Origin of the sequence: Cytobacillus gottheilii (assembly GCF_001636345.1) — a bacterium.
GTDB lineage: Bacteria > Bacillota > Bacilli > Bacillales > Cytobacillaceae > Cytobacillus > Cytobacillus gottheilii.
This window is the reverse complement of sequence record NZ_KV440945.1, coordinates 2,998,164-3,023,001: the sequence shown is the minus strand read 5'-3', so window position 1 is coordinate 3,023,001 and position 24,838 is coordinate 2,998,164. Positions and strand designations below refer to the sequence as shown.

The 24,838-nt window shown below is 38.1% G+C and carries 24 protein-coding genes; 16 read left to right on the top strand and 8 right to left on the bottom strand.

What is annotated here, in order from left to right:
* Positions 1-65 precede the first annotated feature (65 nt).
* Together A6754_RS14615 and A6754_RS14610 are read right to left on the bottom strand one after the other, a co-directional pair.
* A complete protein-coding gene (locus A6754_RS14615) occupies positions 66-533 on the bottom strand; it encodes a YkyB family protein (RefSeq protein WP_066447139.1) in 468 nt (155 codons plus the stop codon).
* 131 nt (positions 534-664) lie between these two features.
* Entirely contained in the window at positions 665-1,165 is a 501-nt protein-coding gene (locus A6754_RS14610; RefSeq protein ID WP_180320230.1) for a L,D-transpeptidase family protein, read from the bottom strand.
* A gap of 175 nt (positions 1,166-1,340) precedes the next feature.
* On the opposite strand from A6754_RS14610, the gene A6754_RS14605 reads away from it, so the two are divergent.
* On the top strand, positions 1,341-3,443 hold the full coding sequence (locus A6754_RS14605; RefSeq protein WP_180320229.1) for an EAL domain-containing protein: 2,103 nt from the start codon (positions 1,341-1,343) through the stop codon (positions 3,441-3,443).
* Between the two features lie 39 nt (positions 3,444-3,482).
* On the opposite strand, the gene A6754_RS14600 is transcribed toward A6754_RS14605, so the two are convergent.
* Entirely contained in the window at positions 3,483-4,349 is an 867-nt protein-coding gene (locus A6754_RS14600) for a metallophosphoesterase (protein ID WP_066447135.1), read from the bottom strand.
* A 210-nt stretch (positions 4,350-4,559) separates the two neighbouring features.
* On the opposite strand from A6754_RS14600, the gene fadH reads away from it, so the two are divergent.
* Positions 4,560-5,324 carry a 2,4-dienoyl-CoA reductase gene (gene fadH, locus A6754_RS14595; protein WP_066447133.1) on the top strand — a complete coding sequence of 255 codons (765 nt, stop codon included), beginning with the start codon at positions 4,560-4,562 and terminating at the stop codon, positions 5,322-5,324.
* 219 nt (positions 5,325-5,543) lie between these two features.
* On the opposite strand, the gene A6754_RS14590 is transcribed toward fadH, so the two are convergent.
* Positions 5,544-6,296, bottom strand: a complete 753-nt coding sequence (locus A6754_RS14590) for a C39 family peptidase (RefSeq protein WP_066447130.1) — start codon at positions 6,294-6,296, stop codon at positions 5,544-5,546.
* A gap of 157 nt (positions 6,297-6,453) precedes the next feature.
* Here A6754_RS14590 and A6754_RS14585 point away from each other — a divergent pair, with 157 nt between their 5' ends.
* The 3 genes from A6754_RS14585 to A6754_RS14575 all read left to right on the top strand — a co-directional run bounded on the left by A6754_RS14585 (position 6,454) and on the right by A6754_RS14575 (position 8,845).
* Positions 6,454-7,665, top strand: a complete 1,212-nt coding sequence (locus A6754_RS14585) for an EAL domain-containing protein (RefSeq protein ID WP_066447127.1) — start codon at positions 6,454-6,456, stop codon at positions 7,663-7,665.
* 76 nt (positions 7,666-7,741) lie between these two features.
* Positions 7,742-7,978, top strand: coding sequence for a hypothetical protein (locus A6754_RS14580; RefSeq protein WP_066447125.1), 237 nt, complete (start codon positions 7,742-7,744; stop codon positions 7,976-7,978).
* Between the two features lie 222 nt (positions 7,979-8,200).
* On the top strand, positions 8,201-8,845 hold the full coding sequence (locus tag A6754_RS14575; protein WP_066447121.1) for a DUF3993 domain-containing protein: 645 nt from the start codon (positions 8,201-8,203) through the stop codon (positions 8,843-8,845).
* Between the two features lie 40 nt (positions 8,846-8,885).
* Here the strand turns inward: A6754_RS14575 and A6754_RS14570 are convergent, their stop codons facing one another.
* Positions 8,886-9,128, bottom strand: coding sequence for a glutaredoxin family protein (locus tag A6754_RS14570; protein WP_066447119.1), 243 nt, complete (start codon positions 9,126-9,128; stop codon positions 8,886-8,888).
* 357 nt (positions 9,129-9,485) lie between these two features.
* Here A6754_RS14570 and A6754_RS14565 point away from each other — a divergent pair, with 357 nt between their 5' ends.
* The 7 genes from A6754_RS14565 to A6754_RS14540 all read left to right on the top strand — a co-directional run bounded on the left by A6754_RS14565 (position 9,486) and on the right by A6754_RS14540 (position 15,372).
* The gene (locus tag A6754_RS14565; RefSeq protein WP_066447117.1) at positions 9,486-9,722 is read left to right on the top strand and encodes a YkuJ family protein; all 237 of its coding nucleotides are present in this window, start codon (positions 9,486-9,488) and stop codon (positions 9,720-9,722) included.
* 121 nt (positions 9,723-9,843) lie between these two features.
* Entirely contained in the window at positions 9,844-9,987 is a 144-nt protein-coding gene (locus tag A6754_RS23015) for a hypothetical protein (protein ID WP_180320228.1), read from the top strand.
* 143 nt (positions 9,988-10,130) lie between these two features.
* Entirely contained in the window at positions 10,131-10,583 is a 453-nt protein-coding gene (cbpB, locus tag A6754_RS14560) for a cyclic-di-AMP-binding protein CbpB (RefSeq protein ID WP_066447114.1), read from the top strand.
* A gap of 160 nt (positions 10,584-10,743) precedes the next feature.
* Positions 10,744-12,240 carry an MDR family MFS transporter gene (locus A6754_RS14555; RefSeq protein ID WP_066447113.1) on the top strand — a complete coding sequence of 499 codons (1,497 nt, stop codon included), beginning with the start codon at positions 10,744-10,746 and terminating at the stop codon, positions 12,238-12,240.
* A 179-nt stretch (positions 12,241-12,419) separates the two neighbouring features.
* On the top strand, positions 12,420-13,304 hold the full coding sequence (gene ccpC, locus A6754_RS14550) for a transcriptional regulator CcpC (protein ID WP_066447112.1): 885 nt from the start codon (positions 12,420-12,422) through the stop codon (positions 13,302-13,304).
* 102 nt (positions 13,305-13,406) lie between these two features.
* The gene (gene dapD / locus A6754_RS14545; RefSeq protein ID WP_066447110.1) at positions 13,407-14,117 is read left to right on the top strand and encodes a 2,3,4,5-tetrahydropyridine-2,6-dicarboxylate N-acetyltransferase; all 711 of its coding nucleotides are present in this window, start codon (positions 13,407-13,409) and stop codon (positions 14,115-14,117) included.
* A 127-nt stretch (positions 14,118-14,244) separates the two neighbouring features.
* A complete protein-coding gene (locus A6754_RS14540) occupies positions 14,245-15,372 on the top strand; it encodes an N-acetyldiaminopimelate deacetylase (RefSeq protein ID WP_066447107.1) in 1,128 nt (375 codons plus the stop codon).
* A 348-nt stretch (positions 15,373-15,720) separates the two neighbouring features.
* On the opposite strand, the gene A6754_RS14535 is transcribed toward A6754_RS14540, so the two are convergent.
* Positions 15,721-16,557, bottom strand: coding sequence for a mechanosensitive ion channel family protein (locus tag A6754_RS14535; RefSeq protein ID WP_066447105.1), 837 nt, complete (start codon positions 16,555-16,557; stop codon positions 15,721-15,723).
* Positions 16,558-16,869: 312 nt separating this feature from the next.
* Between A6754_RS14535 and A6754_RS14530 the strand changes: the two genes are divergently transcribed.
* The 3 genes from A6754_RS14530 (at position 16,870) to A6754_RS14520 (ending at position 21,282) form a co-directional block, all read left to right on the top strand.
* Positions 16,870-18,624, top strand: coding sequence for an ABC transporter ATP-binding protein (locus A6754_RS14530; RefSeq protein WP_066447100.1), 1,755 nt, complete (start codon positions 16,870-16,872; stop codon positions 18,622-18,624).
* Positions 18,625-18,635: 11 nt separating this feature from the next.
* On the top strand, positions 18,636-20,453 hold the full coding sequence (locus A6754_RS14525; protein ID WP_066447098.1) for an ABC transporter ATP-binding protein: 1,818 nt from the start codon (positions 18,636-18,638) through the stop codon (positions 20,451-20,453).
* 169 nt (positions 20,454-20,622) lie between these two features.
* Entirely contained in the window at positions 20,623-21,282 is a 660-nt protein-coding gene (locus tag A6754_RS14520) for a potassium channel family protein (RefSeq protein ID WP_066447095.1), read from the top strand.
* A 48-nt stretch (positions 21,283-21,330) separates the two neighbouring features.
* Here A6754_RS14520 and rnjA read toward each other — a convergent pair whose 3' ends face one another.
* Both rnjA and A6754_RS14510 read right to left on the bottom strand, forming a co-directional pair.
* Positions 21,331-22,998, bottom strand: a complete 1,668-nt coding sequence (gene rnjA, locus A6754_RS14515; protein ID WP_066447092.1) for a ribonuclease J1 — start codon at positions 22,996-22,998, stop codon at positions 21,331-21,333.
* A gap of 3 nt (positions 22,999-23,001) precedes the next feature.
* A complete protein-coding gene (locus A6754_RS14510; RefSeq protein ID WP_066447089.1) occupies positions 23,002-23,214 on the bottom strand; it encodes a DNA-dependent RNA polymerase subunit epsilon in 213 nt (70 codons plus the stop codon).
* A gap of 839 nt (positions 23,215-24,053) precedes the next feature.
* On the opposite strand from A6754_RS14510, the gene A6754_RS14505 reads away from it, so the two are divergent.
* Complete coding sequence (locus A6754_RS14505; RefSeq protein WP_066447086.1) at positions 24,054-24,824, top strand: Cof-type HAD-IIB family hydrolase; 771 nt, start codon at positions 24,054-24,056, stop codon at positions 24,822-24,824.
* Positions 24,825-24,838: the final 14 nt, after the last annotated feature.

Here is a 24,838-nt window from a genome sequence, read left to right as displayed (position 1 = left end):
TATTCCTTAACCTTTTAATAAACAAAATAAAAAAGCAAAGGAACGCACCTTTGCTTTTTTTTTGCTTAAAAATAACTTTGACCAAGCTTTTTAAATACAGGTTTGGCATATTCTTTTTTTTGCGGCCGAGAAGTTGGATCGTGTTCAGCCAATCCAGTATAAAGGATTAGAAGCTGTTTTGCGGCATTTAGCGAAATCGCAGAACGGGGATTTCTAATGGATTGATCTAACTTACCTAGATGCGGAAGATCTAAAAAATCCTGTTTTGAAGGCGGCAGATGAAACGTGTAGCTGCCGCATTTCACTAATACGTCAGACTGCTGCTGGCTATATTTAGGATTTGCTGAAAAATGCAATCCAACTTTTTCTGCCAAACCTTCTTTAATCATTTTTTGGAGAGCAACCTGCTTCAATTTGTATAGAAATTTAGGGTTTGTTGCTGTTTTAGCATGACGATTAACCGTGAAGATAGCTTGTGAGAGGTTATCAACCGTTGGCTGCAGTTGAGGATTGTGCTTCCTGTCTGAATTCAAAATATTAATCTCCTTCCATAATTATAAGGGGTATATTTCTATTATACCCCGTTGCTTTAATCTTGAAAAGAAATTCAAAGGTAAAGTGATCATTTTCTTTAACAGCAGGGTGGATGGTAAAGTTCAAGGGGTTATTGCTGAATCGTTACGGCTGTTCCGTTTGGGACAATACTGGCTAATTCAAGAACATCGCTGTTATACATCCGAATACAGCCTTTTGATACAGCTTTTCCAATAGAGCTTGGATTATTTGTCCCATGTATTCCATATCCTGCTCTAGACAATGTCAGCCACATAACACCAAAGGGACCACCTGGATTTGGCTGCCTATTTACGATGACAAAGTTGCCGGAGGGGGTCGAAGTCAGCATCTTTCCAATGGCGACAGGAAAGGTTTTTTGTACGATTCCATTTCTTAAAAGGGTTAGAGTTCTGCTGTTTTTGGAAACAATAATTCTATATGGGATGGTGTTCGGGTCCGGCAAACCGGGGATGATGATATTTTGGCCAATATAAATAGAATTTGGATTGGTGATGGCAGGATTTGCCTCGAGTAAGCTTTGTACACTTCGACGATAATTTAAGGCAATCGTATTTAAGGTTTCTCCAGATTGTACAATATGAATGAACAAAACTAACATCCTCTCTATTGAGTGTTCACAATATGTGTATGATTGGCAAAAGACTATATTGCAATATATGAAAAGAAAATGATGAAATTTTTTGCGATTTATATATTCTTATTATCACAATCATGTAAAATAGACTACAGGAAACAGTCAGTATACACTTCGTGAGGATGATTAGATGGAGCACTATAAAAATATGCTGGCGAGAGAGCTAGATAAAGAAAAAACAAGTGAAAAATTAGAAAAGATTATTTATGAAATTATTTTTTATTATATAAATGATATGGTTTTTATAATGAAGGCAGACGAAAATTATGGTTTTACATACCTGTTCGCTAATGAACCAGCGATGAGACATGCGAAACTATCAGAGCAATATATTGGCAAAACATTTGAAGAGGTAATGCCGGCTAAGGAAGCAAAAATTCTGCAAATGAATTATAAAAAAGCCGCAATGCATAAAGAGACCATGGTTTTTACGGATGAAGTGGATTTAGCTGATGGCAGTAAGGTAATCGGTGAATCAATTTTAACTCCAGTCATGGATGAGGAAGGCATTGTTAAATACGTTGTTTCTGTTACAAGAGATATCACGATCAGTTTATTGGAGAAGAATCAGCTGATCGAAAGTGAGCAGAGGGCAAGGTCCATTGTTGATCATAACCTTGATGGTGTAATAACCCTTGATATGAGCGGGAAAATCATTGATTTAAATCCTGCTGGAAAAATGATTACAGGATATTCAAATGAACAATTTATTTCTACATTTATAGCCGATTATATTTATGAAGATGATGATTGCCATTTTCAGCAAGTACTGTCCAAAACAAAAACTGGAATTGCTTCTGAAACAATTGATTGCCGCTTTGTCCATCAAAAAGGCGAGGTCGTTGATGTCCACTTAAAAATGCTGCCTATCGTCATAAATCAGGAGGTAAGTGGAATATATGCCATTATTCGCGATCTTTCTCAGCTGACAAAAAATGCAGAAATGATCGCTAACATGTCTTTTTATGATCAATTGACTGGTCTTCCTAATCGAAGAGCCTTATTAAATGGGCTGGACAAGCATTTGGAAACAGAAATTGCCCAAAAGAGTGAAACGGCATTACTATATATCGACTTAGATCGTTTTAAATTTATTAATGATTCCTTTGGCCATTTAGTAGGGGATGAAATTTTAAAGAAGGTCGCAGAAAGATTATGTCAGTTTGAATACCGGGATTACTCTGTTTATCGTCAAGGGGGTGATGAGTTTATCCTATTGCTCCCTAATACAAGCAAAAAGGATGCAAATAAATTTGCACAAAAGATCTTAGACAGCTTTAAAAAGTCCTTTTACTTTGATTCTAGTGAATATTATATAACGCCAAGTATAGGCATAAGCTTATATCCTGCTGATGGGAAAGATGCAGAGAGTTTGATTAAAGCGGCAGACGAAGCACTTTTCAGAGTTAAGGAAAAAGGCAAAGCGCATTTTCAATTTTATCAAGGCAGAATGGATACTATTCATCGGAATGTGGTCGAATTAGAGACTCATTTACGCAAAGCGTTAGAAAATGAAGAGCTGACTTTGTATTATCAGCCGCAGCTGGAGCTTGCCACGAATGAAATTGTCAGTTTTGAAGCATTGTTACGCTGGCATTCAAAGGAATTTGGTCTTATTTCTCCAGCAGAATTTATTCCTCTCGCTGAGGATACTGGATTAATTTTGCCAATAGGTCAATGGGTGATTGATACAGCCTGCAGTCAAATCAAACAGTGGTCAGAACAGTTTAACAGGGAGTTTCGAATAGCTGTTAATATCTCGCCGCGTCAGTTCCAAGACCAAAATCTTGTAGATACCATCCGTCATGCGATCACGAAGTACAATATTGCTCCAGATCTCCTGGAAGTGGAAATTACAGAAGGAACTATGCAGGATACAGCTGCTGCGATTCCGATTCTTAAAAAAATGAAGAAATTAGGGATTATGGTGTCAGTAGATGATTTTGGCACCGGCTATTCTTCACTCAGCTATTTAAAGCAATTTCCGATTGATGTTTTAAAAATCGATCAGTCGTTTGTTAAGGATGTTATGACTAATAATAAAGACGCCGCGATTACAACGACCATTATCCACTTGGCTAAAAGTCTGGGTATGGATGTTATTGCCGAAGGAGTAGAGAGTAAAGAACAGGCTCAATTTTTATTAGAGGCAGATTGTGCCTATGTACAGGGCTATTATTATTACCGTCCTCTTCCGGCAAACGAGATTGAGAACATTATGATGAACAGATAATGCTTGCATAAAAAAACGCAGATTGGATTCTGCGTTTTTTTATGCTTTCTTTAAGGTGAAAACGGTCAATTCGGGTCTGCATAGGAATCGAAAAGGCAGTCGTGTTGTACCAATACCGCGATTTACATATAAGGTGAGAGGGTTGACAGTGCCGACAGTATAAAAACCTTCATAATAATTGACTGCATGTGGAGGTTTGACAAGTGCACCTAAAAAAGGGAGCTGTATTTGACCACCATGACTGTGGCCGCTCAGCTGCAGGTTTATACCAAATTCGGCTGCATGTTCTGCTAAATCAGGGGCGTGTGACAATAAAATCGTATAGGCATCGTTTGGAATACCATTCATTGCTGTCTGAATATCCGGTTTCCCTAGCATAGCGTCATCAATCCCCAATATATAGATTGCCTGTTCGCCTATTTGAACCTTACGCTGATCATTTTTTAATAAGGTGAAGTTGCCTTCTTCAATAATATCTTTATAGATATCAGTTCCATATCCGCCATGATCATGGTTTCCATAGATGGCAAACTTTCCAATTGATGCTTGCAGTTTGTTAAGGACAGGCACAATTGCTTGGGTTTCAGGATACATATTTGGTTCGTCCATTAAATCGCCTGTAAATAAGACAATATCAGGCTCAAGCTGATTCATTTTATTAACCAATTTCTCCAGATCATTTATATCATAATGAAAACCAAGGTGTGTGTCGCTAAACTGGATGATTTTAAGATTAGAAAAGTTGTCAGGGATGCTGCTGCTGCTGATGGTTACATACTCTGTTTTCAAAAGCTTTGGTTCGATTTCATGTGCGTAATAGTAGCCGCCTGTCCCTGCTGCGGCGACACCAAATAGTGTTCCAAATGATTTTCGCAGAAATCCTCTTCTTGTCATTTTTTTTGGCATGAAGTGTTCCAACCTATCTTTGTTTGTTCGTTTGTTCATTCTATAATACTAACAAACTATATCTCTAAACAAAAGAAATTAACTGCTAAGTCTATATGGAAGGTTTTACATTTCTTTTTATTCTATTACATGACAAAAATAGTTAGAATATTCCGCATTAAAATGATAAAATCGATAATGAATACTCATTCATTTTGAGGAGGGAGTCTATTGGAAAAAAAGGTTGTAATTGTCACAGGCGGATCAAACGGTATGGGAAAATATATGGCAAAACGGTTTGCCGAGGGAAAAGCATATGTTGTTATTACTGGAAGAGATGCTGATAGATTAGAGACAGCAAAAAAGGAAATAGAAACTTTTCCAGGACAGATTCTTACGGTTCAAATGGACGTCAGAGAACTGGATGATGTTAAGCGTATGGTAAGTGAAACAGACAAGGCTTTTGGAAGAATTGATTTTCTTGTTAATAATGCAGCGGGAAATTTTCTTTGTCCAGCAGAAAAGCTTAGTGCCAATGGCTGGAAAGCTGTGATCGATATTGTTTTAAATGGAACTTTTTATTGCTGCAGTGAAGTGGGGAAGTATTGGATTGATAAAGAAATGAAAGGGGCCATTACAAATATGGTTGCTACATACGCTTGGGACGCAGGCCCAGGAGTAATTCATTCCGCTGCTGCTAAAGCTGGTGTACTATCGCTCACTCGAACGCTTGCGGTTGAATGGGGCAGGAAATATGGAATGCGCATTAATGCAATTGCCCCAGGGCCAATTGAACGAACTGGAGGAGCAGATAAGCTCTGGGAATCAGAGGAAGCTGCTCATAGAACGATCTCAAGTGTTCCTCTGCAGAGACTTGGAAAACCAGAAGAAATTGCCGAGCTTGCTTACTTTCTATTTTCAGAACACGCCGCATATATTAATGGAGAATGCATGACAATGGATGGTGGTCAGCATCTTAATCAATATCCATTTTGATGGACTTCTTCGTTAAGAAAGCGAGCCGGTCCAGAGACCGGCTTGCTTATACTTTTCAATTATTTTAGGGGCAAGCCGCCTCCGCTTTTCTTGATGTCTAGCTCCGGCGGCTAGGGACTCGAGGTCTTAAGCCAATCCAGTCCAAAGGTCAAAGAACGACCTTTCGCCTGGCTCGTCTTAAGCTTGTCGTCCCTGAGCAAGCCGCCTCCGCTTTTCTTGTTACCAGTAGCTAATTGCTCTTGATTGGAGGGCTTTCCAGGAGGCTTCAAATTGTTTTTTGTTGACTTTTACTCCTTTTTTTCCGGAGAGTGGGTCATTAAGGTATACATGCTGCTGATCGAATCCAGTTAACACTACAGCATGCAGGTCTAATGGTGTTTTAATGGTTTGCTTATGATGTTTCCATGATTCCCACCGGTCTGGAAGCTTATAGTCGCCAGTTGTCCATACGACGGCTGGATAACCTTTACCGACATGATCTAACACTTTCTGAAATGGTTGTTTAGTTAAATTGACAGCATGACCAGGCATGTATTGATTCACTAAATTTTCAATTGGACCATCAAATACCGCATATCCTGCTGTACGGCCCGTCATATCCCCTACAAAACCTTTACCTGGATCTCCCCAATGAGTTATGTTATTTCTATTTTTAACAAGCTGATCTGGATCTTTACTTACGTTCTTATACAATTCCATTTTATTCGTCTTAACACCTGCATATTGAAGCATCATGGCTAAGCTTGTTACTTCGCAGCCGTATTTTAACTCAGGGTTCTGTTTGATTAAAGGCACATTTAAGCTGATCTTTTCTTTGGATTGAGCTGTTTTTTTATTTCCCATAGGCTGCGGGTTTGGCTCTTTGTTCTGCTGTTCGGCTTTAGGCTTTTGCAGCTCCTCAGAGGCTGTTTCTTTGTGTCCGCAGGCAAGCAAAGGGATAAGAAGGATTAGGACCAAAAAGATTCTACGCATTCATATAACCTTCTTTCTATTTTGCTTATCTTTATTTTGTGATGTGGTGTAAGATCTATAAGTGTAACCTGCTGGCAAATTGGCTCTTAATTGCTTCTATAATAAGGCAAGAAATATATGGTATAATTATGAATTATTGATTGAAAGGAGGGCTTTCATGGACCCATTAGAAATCATTGCAAATGTAAAATGTGTTTTCCCCTTTTTTCAACCGATCTTTAGTGCGGATGAACATCGAATTATTGGCTATGAAGTGTTAGGGAGGTACAGAAGTGAACAAGAGGTTGTAAGCTTAGGACCCTTTTTTCAAGACGAGACTATTCCAGAAGAATATCGACTTGAGGTTGATAATGCTGTTTTAAAAAAGGCGCTTGATAAATCACTTTCTCTTGAGGAAGATGTCTTATTGTTTATTAATCGGGATGCAGATTTGATCATGTACGATCATGGAGAGCAGCTTTTAGATATCCTCTTGCAATATCAGGAGAAAGGCTTTTCCCTAAACCGAATTGTTATTGAAATAACAGAAAAGAATTATTCAGGAACTATGGATCATCTTGATCATCTTTTAAATTATTATAAAACCTATGGGATTAAAATAGCGGTGGATAAATTAGGTGCTGATAGTACTCAGCTGGACAGAATTGGTCAGTTGGCACCGAATATTTTAAAGGTGGATTTAAAGGCGCTGCGTTCAAATACTGTTCAGCAGAGCTTTCATGATATTTTGTACAGCATTTCTTTACTATCACGGAAGATTGGAGCTACCCTGCTGTTTGAAAATATTGAAATGGAGTTTCAGCTGCAGTTTGCATGGCGAAATGGTGGTAGGTATTATCAAGGATTCTATCTGCAGCAGCCTTCACCAGATTTCATCGATCGAGATATTTTAAAAACAAAGCTTCGGCAAAAATGCCATCAATTTATCTCCTATGAAAAGAAAAAGCTTGAATCTTTTTATCAGTTTACAGATCAATTTAATCAGCGCATGCAGCAATTTGTAGGTAAAAATAAGAACCAGCTTCAAAATGATTTGCTAATGGAGCTGGCAGAGCGCTTAAAAAATATCGCCTTTCGCTTATATATTTGCGATGATGAAGGTTTTCAGCAATCACCAAATATCTTTTATAGTGATAACCATTGGCAGGTGCAAAATGAATATTTGCACAAAAATTGGAGCTGGCGCCCATATTTCCTTGAGAATATTATGAAAATGAAAAGCATAAAAAAAGGAATTCTGTCTGATCTTTACACGGACATTGAGACAGGGGAGATGATTAGAACCTTTTCATATCCGCTAAGAGAAGACGAGTATGTATTTATTGATATATCTTATTCTTTTTTATTTGAACACGAGGGACTCCTTTAATCTTGTCGTGAAAGAATATTTTTTTTCTTCCGAGGAACGTTAATAGTATAAGCAGCTTTCTCGGAAGGGGAGTATCATGAGCACGTTTATTTTAATTTTACTGGGAATTAGTATTGGTATCTTGGGTTATGGACTTGTGTCAACTATGATGCTGACTAAACAAAAGGCACACGATTCCGGAAACGACGGAAGTATTCCGGATGAAGTGAAAAAGCGACCTTATTTGCGGAATCCAATCTTTCTTACTTATATGATTGCAGCAGCCATTACCATCATTTTAATTGCCTATTATGCATTCTCATTGAATTGGTAAGGACCTATAGAGGTCCTTATTTTATTTTTAGACGATAAATAGAGTGCTCTTAGACATTATTTCAGCATCTCTCACTGTCAAACTGTGATTAGACAAATGTCACTTAGGGTAAATTGTCAGCGTATCTTGTCAGTATTTTGGGCACGATTCAGTGTAATAAGCGATGATCTTATTGGTAAAATGAGGGTTAGAGGTACTATGCCGGGAAAAAGGGGGATTATGATGTACAGGCTAGGTAAGAGTTTATGTATTTGCCTTTTATTATGTCTATCCATGTTTTCAATGACCGCCTATGCTAATACCGATCGAGAGGAAGTTTTCAAACACCTTCAAAATGCATTTGAGGCACAGATATCATTGGGCGGAGAAGAGCGTTCCTTAGAGGAAGTAAGAGCGATTTTAGCACCATATTTTACTCAATCTGCTGAGAAGCTATTTTTAGATGAAAATCTCTATGAAGAGAATGATTTATATTTTACTTTAGGAACAGATAACCCTTTTTATTATATTCCCGACTTCTCATATAACCAGGAAACAAAGATAGCAGAAGAAAACGGGCATTTGTATGTCTATCAATTTTTTCCTGCTGTCTACGAAGGTCCTGTGACATATGAGGACCGCTATGATGGAGTTATTCTGACAGTTGAGGATGACAGCTATAAAGTGTCTGATTTTCTATATAATATTGATCCTTCAGAGCTTCCAGGAGAGTCAGAAGGCGAGCAAAAAAACCAAGACCAGAACAGATTTCAACAGTTATATACATTAATGCCCATTTTGGCGGAAACAGGAATAGCACCGTTTTCAAGCGGGATAAAGACAGGACTTTGGTTGCTGTCAAATGAAAATGGAATACTTTATAAATAGATCCATGAAACATCCGGGGTCAAAAAGTTATCCCGGATGGTTATTTTTCCTCAATCTTTAGAACTTCCATAAGCCTTTCAAGGTTAAAACCTGTAATGACTTCTTCACCTATGACAAGTGTTGGTGTCGAATAAGATTGATATACCTCCATTAATTCTTTCCTTGCTCTTGAATCTGATTTAATATCTTTTAATTCAAAAGAGAAACCATATTCCCTTAAAAAGGTTTTTGTGATTTCACAAGGGGGACAGTCAGGCTGTGTATAAAAAATAATATTGGTCATTTCTAACCCTCCGTTTTTTGTATGAAGTGTGATGGATAAGAGCAAAATAAATGTTGTTCAGTTTACAATGAAAGTGTAACAATTGCAGCAGGTGCAAAGGCTGAAACTCTTAACAATTGTATGATGTTCCTTTTAGAAATGCAATAAATGAAGCATCGTTTGAATTGCCGGAATAATTTTGTTTTAATGAATACGAATCTTTTACTTGTATATTAACAGCTATTTACTTTATTCTGTTAATATTGGTATGTAGATCGTACCGTTTTAAAAATTCTGATTGAATTTCCTTCAGGATAGAAATATGCCAGAAGAGAAACCTATAGCAGAAAAGGTTTTTGTTTGGAAAGGAGAGAGAAAATGTCACAGCTTCAAGGAATTTTAACACGTCTGAAAAATCTTCAAGAACAATCAGTTGGTGGCGAGCCAATGCAAAGATTTTTCGAAGTGAATGGTGAGAAAAAGTGCCAAGTAACATATCATCCTAAAAATGAGACGTATGAATTAGAAGTATACAATGATAAAGAAAAGCCAAAGAGATATCAATTTGATAATATTGATATGATTACCATCGAAGTATTTGATCTTATTCAATAAGTACGATTGTACATAGGAGCCGTTATGGCTCCTTTTTCTATGGTTTTATTCTCATAATTTACATAGAGCAAATACATGAAAATGGGTGAATTATGCCACCATAAACAGTGAGGTGAAAAACATGCTGCCAAAGGTTCAATGTCCAAAATGTCATACAGAAGCTGAACTGGATCAGGTGCTAACAGCACAGTCTAATCAAAATGTTATCTATCGCTGTCAAAACTGCTCTTATGAATGCAGGGATATTCATACGAGCAAAGGGTAATTAATTTTTATGCCATGTTGATTCAACATGGTTTTTTAGAAAAAGATAACTGCAATTCACAATTCATCCTGCATAAAATAGAAGCGGTGTTTCTGAACTTATGATAAGATGAAGATATAACATTCATTGAGGAGTTTTCATGTATGGTTAGTCTTCAAAGTGGTGAATTTTTACATATTAACATTAAAGATCTGATGATTCCATCTGAACGAGTGGCTCATGTTCAGATCGGAAACAATGTAGAGCATGCTCTGCTTGTTTTAACAAAGAGCGGCTATTCAGCCATTCCTGTACTGGATCCGCATTACAAATTACACGGGTTGATCAGTACACCTCTTATTATGGAGTCAATTCTGGGTCTGCAAAGAATTGAATTTGAGAAGCTAGAGGAAAAACGAGTAGAGGAAGTTATGAATCAGCATATCCCTCGTCTGAATTCTGATGCATCCTTTCATCAATCACTTGCTTTATTGGTCGATCATCCATTCATTTGCATTGAAAATGATGAGCAGATTTTCGAGGGGATTTTGACACGAAGAGCGATCCTCGATCAGTGGAATAAACAGCTTCGGCGTCAGCTCAAAAATAATCGTTAATTTGATTTTTTTCTGAGCAGTTTTTTATGATTGGATAAAATCTAAAAAAAAATTTGATCTTCATTTAGCTGATCGCGTTTGTTAGCTGCTTCTTCATATAAGCAGCCCATTTTTGTGAGGAAATATTTGAAAGCGCTTTAAGCCTGATGGAGGTGAAGTTATGCAAAATGCAAAAACGTCAGGCAGGAAAACGCATAGGCCGTTTGTTTTAGCGTCGGTTATGCTTGCTATGTTTATGGGGGCGATTGAAGCGACCATTGTTTCAACTGCCATGCCTGCAATAGTAGGTGATTTAGGCGGCTTTTCATTGTATAGCTGGGTTTTTTCAGCTTATTTATTAATGAATGCTGTAACAGTTCTAATTTATGGAAAGCTTTCAGATTTATTTGGCAGAAAACCGATATTATCTATTGGAATTATCATATTTTTAATTGGTTCCATTTTATGCGGTTTTGCAGAATCCATGACTAGTTTAATCATTTTCCGCCTTATTCAAGGATTCGGGGCGGGTGCCGTTATGCCGATTGCAACGACGATTGTAGGGGACATTTACTCAAAGGAAGAAAGAGCGAAGATTCAGGGGTATCTTTCAAGCGTTTGGGGAATTTCAGCGGTTATGGGTCCAGCCATAGGCGGCTTGCTTGTTGAGTTTGTCAGCTGGCGCTATGTATTCTGGGTCAATATCCCTTTAGGAATCCTGGCGATTGCTGGATTGTGGTTCTTCCTGCATGAAAATATTGAAAAGAAAAAGCATCAGATTGATTATCCAGGAGCTTTTTTATTAACGATCTCAATTACTGCTCTTATGGTTGTCCTTGTTGAAGGAGGAACCAATTGGGCTTGGCTTTCCTTCCAGGCAATAGGGCTTCTGACAGTTTCACTGGCCTGTTTTATTCTATTTATTCTGCAGGAGAACAAAGCAGCAGAACCTATGATGCCATTAAGTATTTGGAAGAATCGCCCTATATTTATAGCCAATATGGCTTCGCTCACAACAGGTGTAATGCTCATTGGCATTTCAAGCTTTCTTCCAGCATTTGTACAAGGTGTTATGGAGAGATCGCCTATTGTTGCTGGTTTTGCTTTAACATCCATGTCGATTGGCTGGCCGATTGCCTCTGCGGCGGCAGGGAAGCTCCTTTTAAAAATTGGTTTCCGGAAAACGTCCGTTTTAGGCGGGTTCTTTTTAATCGGCGGCAGTATCCTATTTGTTACTCTTACACCTGAAGCAGGTCCGCTATGGGCCGCTGCCGGTTCCTTTTTTGTTGGAGCAGGCATGGGGTTAACAAGCACTAGCTTTATTGTATCCATTCAAACTGCAGTAAGCTGGCAGCAGCGGGGAATAGCAACAGCGTCAAATATGTTTATGCGAAACCTGGGAAATACAATTGGTGCAGCCCTTTTAGGCGGAATCCTGAATAGCCGGCTCATTGATTATATTCAAAGCAGCGGCAATCAAGAGCTTAACGATTCTTCATTAGATGCTGCTAATGTGCTTTTAAATGAAGAACAAAGAAATGCTCTGCTGCCAGATGTAAAAAGCATTTTGCAGGAAGGGCTCACATTATCCCTTCATTCCGTTTATATGGTTGTATTGTTATTTGCCATTATTAGTTTTGCATTTATTTTAGCATTGCCAAAAAAAGATCTATCGTAAGCTGGATTAAATGTTTTGCAGCCTTTTGAAACCGAACGAATAGCAGATTTTTTTCGATCTGTCTAAACGTTCGGTTTTTTGCTGCCATCAAGAATCCTGCCGGTTTGAAAAATGCATTAATGAAATTTTATCGCATTTGTTATATAGTATAAGTACAACTTATAGAGAGGGTGGTGAACTTGTCTTCATTATCCGAATTTCATATGCTTTCTGTTCTAGCGCAAGAAATGAATATGAGAAAAGCGGCTGAAAGGCTTTTTGTTTCTCAGCCTGCCTTATCACAAAGACTGCAGAATATTGAAAAGGAATGGGGAAGCAAGCTGTTTGTCCGCTCACCTAAAGGATTGTCCTTAACACCAGCAGGAGAACTGATTATTACCTTTGTAAATGAGGTAATTGATGGGGAAGAAAAGGTGCGGGAATCCATACATGCACTGAATTCTGAAGTCTATGGAACTTTAAAAATTGCAGTGGCTTCTATCGTCGGACAGAATTGGCTGCCGCAGGTGCTGAAAAAATTTGTGACCAGATATCCACAGGCAAAAATCTCGCTAATAACTGGATGGAGCAGTGAGATTTTGAAATCATTATATGATGATCAAGCACATATCGGCATCATCAGAGGCACACCTGATTGGAAAGGTGTTAAGATGCATTTATTTAAAGATAGTCTTTATCTCGTGGATAGAGAAATTACAAGCCCCGAACAAATTTTTCAAACAGACCGGCCGTTTATTCAATTCAAAAGTGATTCTAACTATTATCAGGAAATACAGGACTGGTGGCTGCGGAAATTTAAAACTTCTCCTAAGCGTACAATTGTTGTTGACCAGATTGAAACATGCAAGCAAATGACCTTCAATGGCATTGGCTATGCAATTTTGCCTGCGATTACGCTGGATGGACAGGAAGAAAACATTTTTAAAATACCGCTGCTAGATGATCATAGTGAACCTATCAAACGTGATACATGGCTGCTTGGCTACGAATCGGCTTTTCAGCTGAAACAGGTTCAGGCTTTTGTGGAAATCATTAAAGAACATATTGTGGAAGAAGGTCATTAAAATCAAGGTTATTTCTTTGATGTTCTTGCTTGTTTTCAATCCTTTTGTTTGTTAAAGTAATGCTTGTATACATATTGTTATTGAATTTAGGAGGATTTTTACATGAAAATGATGGATGCAAACGAGATTATTTCTTTTATCCAAAATAGCACAAAGTCTACACCTGTTAAAGTGTATGTAAAAGGTGATTTAGAAGGCATTGATTTTGGTGCTTCTGCTAAAACGTTTATAAACGGCAACAGCGGAGTTGTATTTGGCGAGTGGAGCGAAATCAGCTCAAGCCTTGAAGCGAATTCCGGTAAAATAGAAGATTATGTTGTAGAAAATGACCGCCGAAATTCTGCCATTCCATTACTGGATATGAAAAATATTAAAGCGCGTATTGAACCTGGTGCTATCATCCGTGATCAAGTTGAAATTGGCGATAACGCGGTTATCATGATGGGTGCTTCTATTAATATTGGAGCAGTCATTGGTGAAGGAACAATGATTGATATGAATGTTGTCCTAGGTGGAAGAGCCACTGTAGGAAAAAATTGCCACATTGGAGCTGGTTCTGTATTGGCAGGCGTGATTGAGCCGCCATCTGCTAAACCAGTTGTAGTGGAAGATGACGTTGTCATTGGTGCAAATGCTGTTGTGCTTGAGGGAGTAACAGTCGGAAAAGGTGCGGTTGTTGCAGCAGGCGCGATTGTTATTGACGATGTTCCTCCATATACAGTTGTTGCAGGTACTCCTGCAAAAGTCATCAAAGAAATTGATGAAAAAACAAAATCAAAAACAGAAATTAAACAAGAACTTAGACAACTATAAGAAATGTATAAAGCGCGGAGCTAATTTCCGCGCTTCTTACTTATCTGCTTCAATAGCTTTTTATAAGGCTAATCTTAATTACCTTTACTTAGAATGATGAGAATACAAGTAACTGGAGGAATTGGGTTTGAACACTGCTAATCAGTACATACAAATTAGACGGGATCTCCATAAAATACCCGAGATTGGATTTCAAGAATTTAAGACACAAGCATATCTCCTTTCTTATCTCCAATCACTCCCACAAGAACATATCGAAATAAAGAAATGGAAAACAGGCCTATTTGTAAAGATTAAAGGAATAATGCCAGATAAAACAATTGCCTATAGAGCAGATATTGATGGCTTGCCAATCACTGAAAATACAAATCTGCCATTTTCTTCAGAGCATGAAGGAATGATGCATGCATGTGGACATGACTTTCATATGGCGATTGCTTTGGGTCTAATCAGCAACCTTGTTCATGAACGTATTAATGATGATCTCTTATTTATTTTTCAGCCGGCAGAGGAAGGTCCTGGAGGGGCAGAGCCTATGCTGAAGACAGATGAAATGAAGGAATGGTGGCCAGATATGGTTTTAGCGCTCCATATCGCACCTGAATACCCTGTAGGAACCATTGCAACCCGGGAAGGGCTGTTATTTGCAAATACATCAGAGCTTTTTATTGATCTAAAAGGAAAAGGCGGACATGCTGCCTATCCGCATCAGACAAATGATATGATTATCGCCGCATGTTCGCTCGTTAGCCAGCTTCAAACGGTTATTTCCCGTAATGTGGATCCACTTGATAGTGCAGTTATTACTATCGGTAAGATCACAGGAGGAACAGTTCAAAATATCATAGCCGAAAATGCAAGGCTGGAAGGAACGATCCGTACCCTATCCCCAGAATCCATGAAGATTGTTAAAAATAGAATCGAAAGTCTTGTAAAAGGTACAGAAGCGGGGTTCCAATGTGAAGCTGTTATTGATTACGGAAGTATGTATCACCAGGTTTATAATCATTCTGCTTTAACCTCTGAATTTATGAAGTTTGCAGAAAATAATACTGATATGGAAGTAATCGAATGCAGGGAAGCCATGACAGGTGAAGATTTTGGCTATATGTTAAAAGAGATTCCAGGCTTTATGTTCTGGCTAGGAACGAACTCTGAATACGGTCTGCATCACGCAAAATTGAATCCTTCAGAATCAGCTATTGATGTCGCAATCACTTTAATTGAGAAGTACTTAAGATATAAAGGGGTATAAAAGAGGCTAGGACAAAACGAAGGTAATATTTCGAAAACATGAATATTCAATATCTCTATGTGTGTATTTAAACAAGTCCGTTCCATTGCGCTGCGGACCCTCGCTTTCCGTGGGGAGGAAGCTGAGCCTCCTCGAAGCAAAGCTTCTGCGGGGTCTCACCCTTTCCTCTATTGCCCACAGGAGTCGAGGGTCCTCCGCTCCATTTCACTCATGTTAATAAAATATATTTTATAATTATAAATAAAAAAACCGAATGATTAGAGAGATGACTTCCTAACCATTCGGTTCTATGGGTGTGTTAAATACTTATGTCCCAGTCTCTTTCTTCACATTTACGCAAGCTCGTTTTTATTCACCAGGCCTAGGTGCTGGATTACTCTTCATTTCTTCTAACGTGTTGCTGAAGATGGTTTGCAATTCTTTTTCAACAGTTCCTTTTTCCGTATTCACCGTTTTAGCAATGACACGCAAGACTAGCTTCGAACTGCCTGGTGCTTGTACAGCAATTACATTGGGACCTTCTAAAATTAATTCATTATCTTTTGCATATTCTTTTGCCGCTTTTTGAATGGCTGCCATCGTTTCTTCAAGATAATTTTCGTACGTTACAATCATGTCAACTAATGCATTCATAGTACCGCGGGAATGGTTGCTGACCGTTGTAATGGTACGGTTTGGAATATAATACAATGCCCCGTCAAAACCGCGCACTTGTGTATTTCTCAAACCTACCTGTTCGACAATTCCAGAAAAGGTGCCAATCGTTACATAGTCACCGACATCAATCTGCTTTTCAATTAAGATGAAAAACCCAGTTACAACGTCACTGACCAGTCCTTGAGCACCAAATCCAATTGCTAATCCGACTACACCTGCACCAGCTAGAATCGCAGTTGCTTCAATGCCGAATAACTGAAGTACGGTAACAATAAAGACAAATAGTAAAATATAATTCAGTATGTTTTGAGTTAAACTTTCAAGAGTTTTAGCTCTGCCAACCGAAATGCTTTGCTTCAGCTGAATCTTGCTGAACATTTTTGCAATAAGTTTGTTGCCTGCTGCCTTCACAATGGCAAACACGATAAATACCGCCGCCACCTTTAAAAGAATCGTTAAAAGTGAGAGAAGAATCTGTTCCCAATTGATCTGGTTAATTTGTAAGCTGATATCATTCAAAAAATCCAAATTATAACACTCCTTAATACATAGGGATTATATCAGATACCAATTTTAACGCAAGAATATCGCGAATGCAAAGGGTAGGTGCTGAATCTTTCCTAAACACACCCTACTATAAAGAAGTGAGTAGAAAATATAAATGAGCTATCACACAGTTGGTAAGAGAAAATACTGTACCATTAAATGAGAAACATACACAGTTCAAGTTTTCTTAATCTTTCCACAAAAAGGGGTAGTAATTTATTTCGAAACCCGTTATATTTAGTATTACGTTCTTTAATTTTTGAAAATTTTTAATTGTGTGAAGGAGGGGGCTTCTTGGAGACTTTTAAAAAATTGAAGGAACATTACTGGCCTTATAAACATTATTTTATTTGGTCGATCGTGTTTTTATTTGTTGTGACGGCAATAACCGTTGTTTATCCAATGATTTTGCAGCTGACAATTGATGAGGTTGTATTAAAAGGTCAATATGATTGGATACCCATTTTAGCTTTTGGTTTTGTGGGGATTATGGTGATCAAAGGGATTGCTACTTATATTCATCAATACACAGGTGATCTGTTTGGAATTTCATCTGTCTATAAGCTGAGGAATGCGCTGTACGAAAAACTGCAGTTTTTGCCGTTCCGTTACTACGATAATGCAAAAACAGGCGATTTAATGTCAAGGCTAACTGCGGATGTAGAAGGTTTTCGCTTTTTCCTATCCGTTGGGTTTGCCGAATTATTAAGGTTTATTTTATTAGTAGGAATAAGTTTTTCTGTTATGCTGTATTATTCTATTCCATTAACCATTGTCACACTGATTACCTTGCCATTTTTGGCTGTTGTCACTTTTAAATTTGATAAAGCAGTTCATCCAGCTTTTCGAGGCATTCGTAAATCTTTTGGAAGGCTGAATACAAAGGTGCAGGAAAACATTAGCGGTATCAATACGGTAAAATCCCTGTCCCGAGAAGGTTTTGAAATTGATAAATTTAATAATTCCAATGGTGAATACAAAGGGAAATACTTATTTACGGCTAAAATATGGGCAAAGTATTTTCCGCTGATGGAGCTGCTCGGCAATTTGAGTATCGTTTTATTGCTTGCTTATGGGGGATACCTGGTCATTACCGATAGTTTAACATTGGGAGAACTTGTTGCCTTCTATAGCTTGCTTGGCTATATTATGTGGCCGATTATGAATTTAGGCTTTACCGTAAATCTGTTTTCTCAAGCAAAAGCATCAGGAGAGAGACTGCTTGAAATATTAGAAAGTGAAAATGAAATTGAGAATGGCAATGAGGCTGTACAGGTAGAACGATTTAAGGGAGAAGTTCAATTCAAAGATGTATCACTGCAATATTCATCTGAAGATAAACAGGCATTAAATAATGTTTCATTTTTTGCTGAACCTGGCAAAGTGATCGGGCTTATCGGATCCACAGGTGCCGGCAAAACTACATTAACTCAATTAATGACCCGCTTCTATGAGCCAGGTGAGGGAGTGGTGCTGATTGACGGAAAAGATGTAAAAGAGTATTCCTTAAAATCACTTCGGCATAATATAGGATTTGTTCTTCAGGAGACCTTCTTATTTTCTTCCTCCATTAAGGCCAATATCTCGTTTGGAAGACCAGATGCAACAATGGATGAAATTATCGATGCTGCTAAGCGTGCGCAGGCGCATGACTTTATCATGGAACTTCCGGAGGGTTATGATACCATGCTCGGTGAACGGGGAATGGGGTTATCTGGAGGCCAGAAGCAGCGGATTGCGATTGCAAGAGCCATATGCGTGGATCCATGCATCCTAATCCTTGATGATGCCACTAGTGCTGTTGACATGCAAACAGAGTTCCAAATTCAAAAGGCTCTAAAAGAAGTAATGAAGAACAGAACAACCTTCATTATCGCTCACCGTATCTCATCGCTAAAACATGCAGATGAAATTATTGTTCTTGAAGAGGGCAGGGTTGCTGAAAGAGGTACTCATGAACAATTGATTCAAAGAGAGGGACCATATAAAAGAATATACAATATTCAATATAAGGATCTTGAAACTGTATTACAGTCACAAACAGGCTAGGAGGTGTGCATATGAATAAACAAAAGAAAGAAGCCATTCTATCACGTTTTCAATACTCATCAGAGGATGTAATTGAAAAACCATTTAACTGGAAGCAGATGCTCCGATTGTTCAGCTATTTGAAACCATACCGAAAAAAATTACTGCCATTATCGATTATAATGGTCATGATAAATACAGCTGTCCGATTGGCCATTCCGATTTTAATCGGGGTATACACACTTGATCAAGCGCTTGCTGAAAAGGATGCGTCACTGTTAATAACCCTTGTTAGTGTGATTCTTGCCTTATATCTTTTATCCTACGGAGCAAACTATTTTCGTATAAAATGGATGAACACGCTGGGGCAGAATGTGATTTACGATTTGCGGAAGCATTTATTTACACATGTACAGACACTATCACATCGGTTCTTTGATCAGCGATCCGCGGGTTCCATTTTAGTAAGAATTCTCAATGATATCAATTCACTTCAAGAATTATTTACAAATGGAATTATCAACCTGCTGATGGACATGATTCTTCTGGTCGGAATCTTTGTTATTCTGTTTACGCTCAGTCCAGAGCTTACATTGGCGGTTATGGTGATCCTGCCCATCATGTTCTTTATTTCTACTTCCTTGCGCAGAAATATAAGAAGATCGTGGCAAACCGTCCGATTAAAGCAATCAAAATTAAATTCCCATTTAAATGAAAGTATTCAAGGCATTCGTGTGACACAATCCTTTACACAGGAAAAAGAAAATATGGTTTTTTTCGACGGAGTTAATACCGAGAATTTTTCAAGCTGGAAAACAGCTTCGCGAAAAAATGCCATGTTTCGCCCGCTTGTCGAGCTGACAAATGCTATCGGTACTGCGGTGCTGATCTGGTTTGGTGCATCCCTGATTCAAAGCGGTTCATTGTCAATTGGTGAGTTTGTCTCTTTTGCTTTTTATTTAGGCATGTTCTGGGAACCGATTGGAAGACTTGGAATGGTCTATAATCAATTATTAATGGGAATGGCTTCTTCTGAAAGAATCTTTGAATTTTTAGATGAAAAGCCGATTGTAGCTGAGAAATCTGATGCCATCTCGTTTAAAGAAATGAAAGGGCATATTGAATTTGAAAATACAGTCTTCTCCTACAATGAAAAAAGAAAGGCTCTTAAAGGCATTAATTTAGAAATGAAAGCTGGCGAAACCGTCGCATTAGTTGGCCATACAGGTTCCGGTAAAACAACGGTTGCCAACCTAATCAGCAGGTTTTATGATCCAACTGGAGGTACAGTTAAAATTGACGGTGTGAATTTAAAGGATGTGTCCTTAGCCAATTTGCGCAGCCAAATTAGCATTGTGTTACAGGATACCTTTATTTTCTCAGGAACCATCGGGGATAATATCCGTTTTGGAAAGCCGGATGCCACAGAGAAGCAGGTAATTGATGCGGCAAAAGCAGTAGGAGCACACGATTTTATCCAGCGTCTTCCGAATGGATATGAAACAGAGGTTGAGGAGAGAGGAAATATTCTATCAGTAGGTGAGCGTCAGCTTCTATCCTTTGCCAGAGCGTTACTGGCTGATCCGCGCATCTTAATTTTAGATGAAGCAACAGCCAGTATTGATACTGAAACAGAAGTGCGTATTCAAACTGCGCTTAAAAAGCTTCTGCAAGGCAGAACAGCAATTATTATAGCCCATAGACTGTCCACCATCCGTGATGCTGATAAAATTTTTGTACTAGATCATGGTGAAATTTTAGAAGAAGGCTCACATGATGAATTAATGGAGCAAAAGGGTCATTATCATCAATTAGTGAAAGCCCAATTTAATATGCTTGATGCTGGTTAAAAACAAAAAGCTAAGGAAAGCTGCAGAGCTCCTTAGCTTTTTTTATGCTTCCTAAGCTCATGCTGGTTCGTAAGCAGTAATTTAGCGTATGTAAACTATTTTCCTGGTGGTTTGTGTGTGCTAGAATGATTGGTATGATATAAATCTGTGAATAGGTGGAGGATTTTCAATGAAGAAAGAGTTTGCTGTTATTGGTCTGGGCCGTTTTGGCAGCAGCATTTGCAAGGCGCTCGCGGAGGAAGGCATGGAGGTTATGGCAATAGACATGGATGAAGATCGTGTCAATGAGTTCTCAATGATTGCTTCACATGCAGTTGTCGGTGATACAACAGATGAAACGGTCATTAAGAGCCTTGGAATCCGCAATTTTGATCACGTAATCGTTGCGATTGGTGATAATATTCAGGCTAGTATTTTAACCACATTAATCCTGAAAGAGGCTGGCGTTAAGAAAATAACAGTGAAAGCGCAAAATGATTATCACGAAAAAGTACTTAGCAAAATTGGTGCAGACTTTATCATACATCCAGAAAGAGATATGGGACGCCGAATTGCACATAAGCTTGTATCCAATAATGTTCTTGATTATTTAGAGCTTTCAGATGAGCACAGCATTGTTGAAATCGTTGCAAATGAGCGAATTAGCGGCCATACTATTATAGATTTAGATATCCGCGCAAAATACGGCATTAACATAGTTGCTATTAAAAGAAGAGAAGAGATCATTGTGTCGCCTCAGGCGAATGAAAAAATTCAGTATAATGACATTATGATTGTCATTGGAGCAGATATAGATATCAACCGATTTGAAAAGAAACTTCTCGGTTAATCGAAAAAAAGGCAGAAATCACTTTTGATGTGATTTCTGCCTTTTGTTTTAAACTTCCATGATAATAGGAAGAATCATTGGACGTCGTTTTGTTTTTTCGTATAAGAATGGTGCTAGTGTATCTGTGATTTCATTTTTAATCTCAGACCATTGTGTCGTTTTCCGTTCCATCACCTTGTTGAGATGCTTGGAGATTAAGCTTTGAGCATCATTGATTAGATCTCCGGATTCTCTCATATAAACAAATCCTCTGGAAATCAGGTCAGGGCCAGAAGCGATTTTAAAGTCTTTCATGTTAATGCTGACAACGACTACAACTAGTCCTTCTTCAGAAAGGATACGGCGGTCACGCAGTACAATATTGCCGATATCTCCAATTCCGCTTCCATCGATATAAACAGAACCAGATGGCACTTTACCAGCTACTTGAGCGGTATCATCACTTAAAGCCAATACTTCACCATTATCCATGATAAAGCAATTTTCTTCTTCTACACCACAATCAACAGCTAATTTAGCATGCATTTTTTGCATTCTATACTCACCATGAATCGGCATAAAGAATTTAGGTTTAATAAGGCGAAGCATAAGTTTTTGTTCTTCTTGTCCACCATGACCGGAAGTGTGAATATCGCTAAGTTTGCCATAAATAACTTCTGCACCTGCACGGGACAGTCGGTCAATAGTTCTGCTGACGCTAATTGTATTGCCAGGGATCGGAGAAGAAGAGAAGACCACTGTATCGCCTGGATTAATTTGAATCTGACGATGTGTGCCATTTGCAATTCTTGAAAGAGCAGCCATTGGCTCTCCTTGGCTTCCTGTACAAAGAATCGTAACTTGGTTTGCCGGCAAACGGTTAATTTGCTGTGCATCAATGAACGTATCCTTTGGAGCAGTGATATAGCCAAGGTCTTGTCCGATATTAATAGCTGCTTCCATACTGCGTCCGAAAACAGCAATTTTTCTTCCGTTTGCAACGGCCGCTTCCGTCACTTGCTGCAGACGGTGAATATTTGATGCGAAGGTAGCAAATATAACTCTTCCTTCAACTTTTCTGAATATATCATGAATGCTTTCGCCAACACGGCGCTCAGACATCGTGAATTCTGGAATTTCACTGTTAGTGCTGTCAGATAATAAACATAATACGCCTTCCTTGCCGATTTCAGCCATCTTTGTTAAGTTTGCTGGTTCACCAACAGGTGTAAAATCAAATTTGAAATCTCCAGTATGAACAATTTGTCCAGGAGGTGTTTTTACAACAATTCCATATGAATCAGGAATACTGTGAGTCGTTCTGAAGAAGGTTACAGATGTCTTTCTGAACTTAATAATATCGTCTTCTTTAATTTCATGAAGTTTAGCCTGACGCAATAGACCATGTTCTTCCAGCTTGTTTCGAATAAGGCCTAATGCAAGCTTGCCGCCGTAGATAGGAATGTTCAATTGTCTTAATAAATAGGGAACGCCGCCAATATGATCTTCATGTCCATGCGTAATAAATAACCCTTTAATTTTATCTTCGTTTTTAACTAAATACGTATAATCTGGTATGACGTAGTCAATGCCAAGAAGTTCATCTTCAGGGAATTTTATTCCAGCGTCGATCAAGATTATTTCATCTTGGAATTGTACAGCATACGTGTTTTTGCCAATTTCGCCTAGACCGCCAAGAGCAAAAACAGCTGTTTGATCATTTTTTACAAATTTCATATATTATTCAATCTCCAATACTTTAAAGTCTTCGTTTTGTTTTTCAAACTCAAGATACGAACCATCCACAGCTGCAACAAATTCAATATTGTATGGGCGTTTCTTTAATTTAGAACGGACGTCTCGTTCTGATTCGCCTTCTACAAAGATCGTTTTTGTTTTCTCGCGAACGGGAACCTCTTTTGCTAATTCTTGAAAATAAACTTTGTAAATCATAACATTCTCTCCTTCATCCGGTGTTCTTTTTTATATGATAAGAAAGGTAACTTTCTTAGCGGCAAATGAAATATTGCTTTTAATTTTTTTTATAATCAATAATCTCCTAAGGAAGCACTGCATGCTTTTAGGGATTTATCATTCATTTATATTTATTTCAATACCCAATATATAGGTTCATTATGGCATATAATTAAAAGTATGTAAAAAAACGTACTGATAACCAATTTACAATAATGAAGGAGCCCTTCGCAAGTTTGAAGGGCTCAAATTTAAGCGATTGTTTTTTTACGAAGCATATCTCTCCACTGTTTCAATAGCTTTTTCCTTAGCTTTTTCAACATTGTGGATCATCTCCTTATTTCTATTTTATACGATCCTTGTCCTTTGTAAAGCGAACATGTCATTGTTTTAGAAAAATATGTTAGTGCTTATGGCATATCTTATATATCAGGATATAATGTCTGCGGTCAGGCTTCCGTCTACTTTAGTCTATGTTTATATTATGATGTTAAAGTGCCTGATTTATGAATATAAAAAACGTTAATTGACACAGCAGGGTTATGGGGGTAGTGTTTACGTGAAAGGTTTGTTCAGAAAGTCTGCTGTAATTGTGAGTAGCTCGGTTGGGCCAAAACGGTTAAGACATAGAATAATAGAACATATTCATATATGTAATGTGAAACCTTTTAACCTTGTTTTCGTACATATCATCACTTTTATCATATAGCGTCAGGCACTGCCAAAAGTGATACATGCATTTATTTAGGAAGAATTAAGAATTAAGGCTGTACAAATATTATGGATACAGTACTAAAAAAGAGAGGGAGTTTGGACATTTGAGTAAAATAGTTTTTTTTGATATTGATGGGACTTTGCTTGATCATGAAAAAAAATTGCCAATAAAAACGAAAGAGGCTATTAAACAGCTTCAGGAGAATGGAGTTTTTGTTGCTATTGCAACTGGAAGAGCTCCTTTTATGTTTGAGTCATTAAGAGAAGAGCTGGAGATTGATTCATTTGTGAGCTTTAATGGTCAATACGTAGTCTTTGAAAATGAACCGATTTATAAAAATCCACTAAACATAGAAAAAATTGAAGAATTATTGCAAAATGCGGAACACCTGGGGCATCCGCTTGTCTTTTTAAATGAAAAGACGATGAAATCCAATGTTGAACAACATTCATATATAGATGAAAGCATGGGAAGCTTAAAATTTCCTCATCCAGCCCTTGATACTAACTTCTACAAGGAAAACGAGATATATCAAGTAAATGTGTTCTGCAAAAATAAAGAAGAAACTGGATATGTATCGGACTTCCCAGAATTCCATTTTATTCGCTGGCATGATTTGTCTATTGATGTTTTGCCTGCTGGAGGATCAAAAGCGGAAGGAATCGCCAAAATGATCGAACGGCTTGGGTTTAAAATGGAAGATGTATATGCATTTGGTGACGGTTTAAACGATATAGAAATGCTTAAAACGGTCGGAAACGGTGTTGCTATGGGAAATGCTGTTCCACAGCTGAAGGAAGTTGCAAAATACGTAACAGCTGATGTCGATCAGGATGGCATTTGGAAAGGCTTAAAAGAGATGAATTTAATCTAAACACAAAAAGAAAA

Excerpts from the sequence above, each read along its gene's own strand:
- A6754_RS14605 (WP_180320229.1), top strand. The coding sequence starts at position 1,341 with ATGGAGCACTATAAAAATATGCTGGCGAGAGAGCTAGATAAAGAAAAA.
- A6754_RS14600 (WP_066447135.1), bottom strand. The coding sequence starts at position 4,349 with ATGCCAAAAAAAATGACAAGAAGAGGATTTCTGCGAAAATCATTTGGA.
- A6754_RS14590 (WP_066447130.1), bottom strand. The coding sequence starts at position 6,296 with ATGCGTAGAATCTTTTTGGTCCTAATCCTTCTTATCCCTTTGCTTGCC.
- A6754_RS14585 (WP_066447127.1), top strand. The coding sequence starts at position 6,454 with ATGGACCCATTAGAAATCATTGCAAATGTAAAATGTGTTTTCCCCTTT.
- A6754_RS14580 (WP_066447125.1), top strand. The coding sequence starts at position 7,742 with ATGAGCACGTTTATTTTAATTTTACTGGGAATTAGTATTGGTATCTTG.
- A6754_RS14575 (WP_066447121.1), top strand. The coding sequence starts at position 8,201 with ATGTACAGGCTAGGTAAGAGTTTATGTATTTGCCTTTTATTATGTCTA.
- A6754_RS14570 (WP_066447119.1), bottom strand. The coding sequence starts at position 9,128 with ATGACCAATATTATTTTTTATACACAGCCTGACTGTCCCCCTTGTGAA.
- A6754_RS14565 (WP_066447117.1), top strand. The coding sequence starts at position 9,486 with ATGTCACAGCTTCAAGGAATTTTAACACGTCTGAAAAATCTTCAAGAA.
- A6754_RS23015 (WP_180320228.1), top strand. The coding sequence starts at position 9,844 with ATGCTGCCAAAGGTTCAATGTCCAAAATGTCATACAGAAGCTGAACTG.
- cbpB (WP_066447114.1), top strand. The coding sequence starts at position 10,131 with ATGGTTAGTCTTCAAAGTGGTGAATTTTTACATATTAACATTAAAGAT.
- A6754_RS14555 (WP_066447113.1), top strand. The coding sequence starts at position 10,744 with ATGCAAAATGCAAAAACGTCAGGCAGGAAAACGCATAGGCCGTTTGTT.
- dapD (WP_066447110.1), top strand. The coding sequence starts at position 13,407 with ATGAAAATGATGGATGCAAACGAGATTATTTCTTTTATCCAAAATAGC.
- A6754_RS14525 (WP_066447098.1), top strand. The coding sequence starts at position 18,636 with ATGAATAAACAAAAGAAAGAAGCCATTCTATCACGTTTTCAATACTCA.
- A6754_RS14520 (WP_066447095.1), top strand. The coding sequence starts at position 20,623 with ATGAAGAAAGAGTTTGCTGTTATTGGTCTGGGCCGTTTTGGCAGCAGC.
- rnjA (WP_066447092.1), bottom strand. The coding sequence starts at position 22,998 with ATGAAATTTGTAAAAAATGATCAAACAGCTGTTTTTGCTCTTGGCGGT.
- A6754_RS14510 (WP_066447089.1), bottom strand. The coding sequence starts at position 23,214 with ATGATTTACAAAGTTTATTTTCAAGAATTAGCAAAAGAGGTTCCCGTT.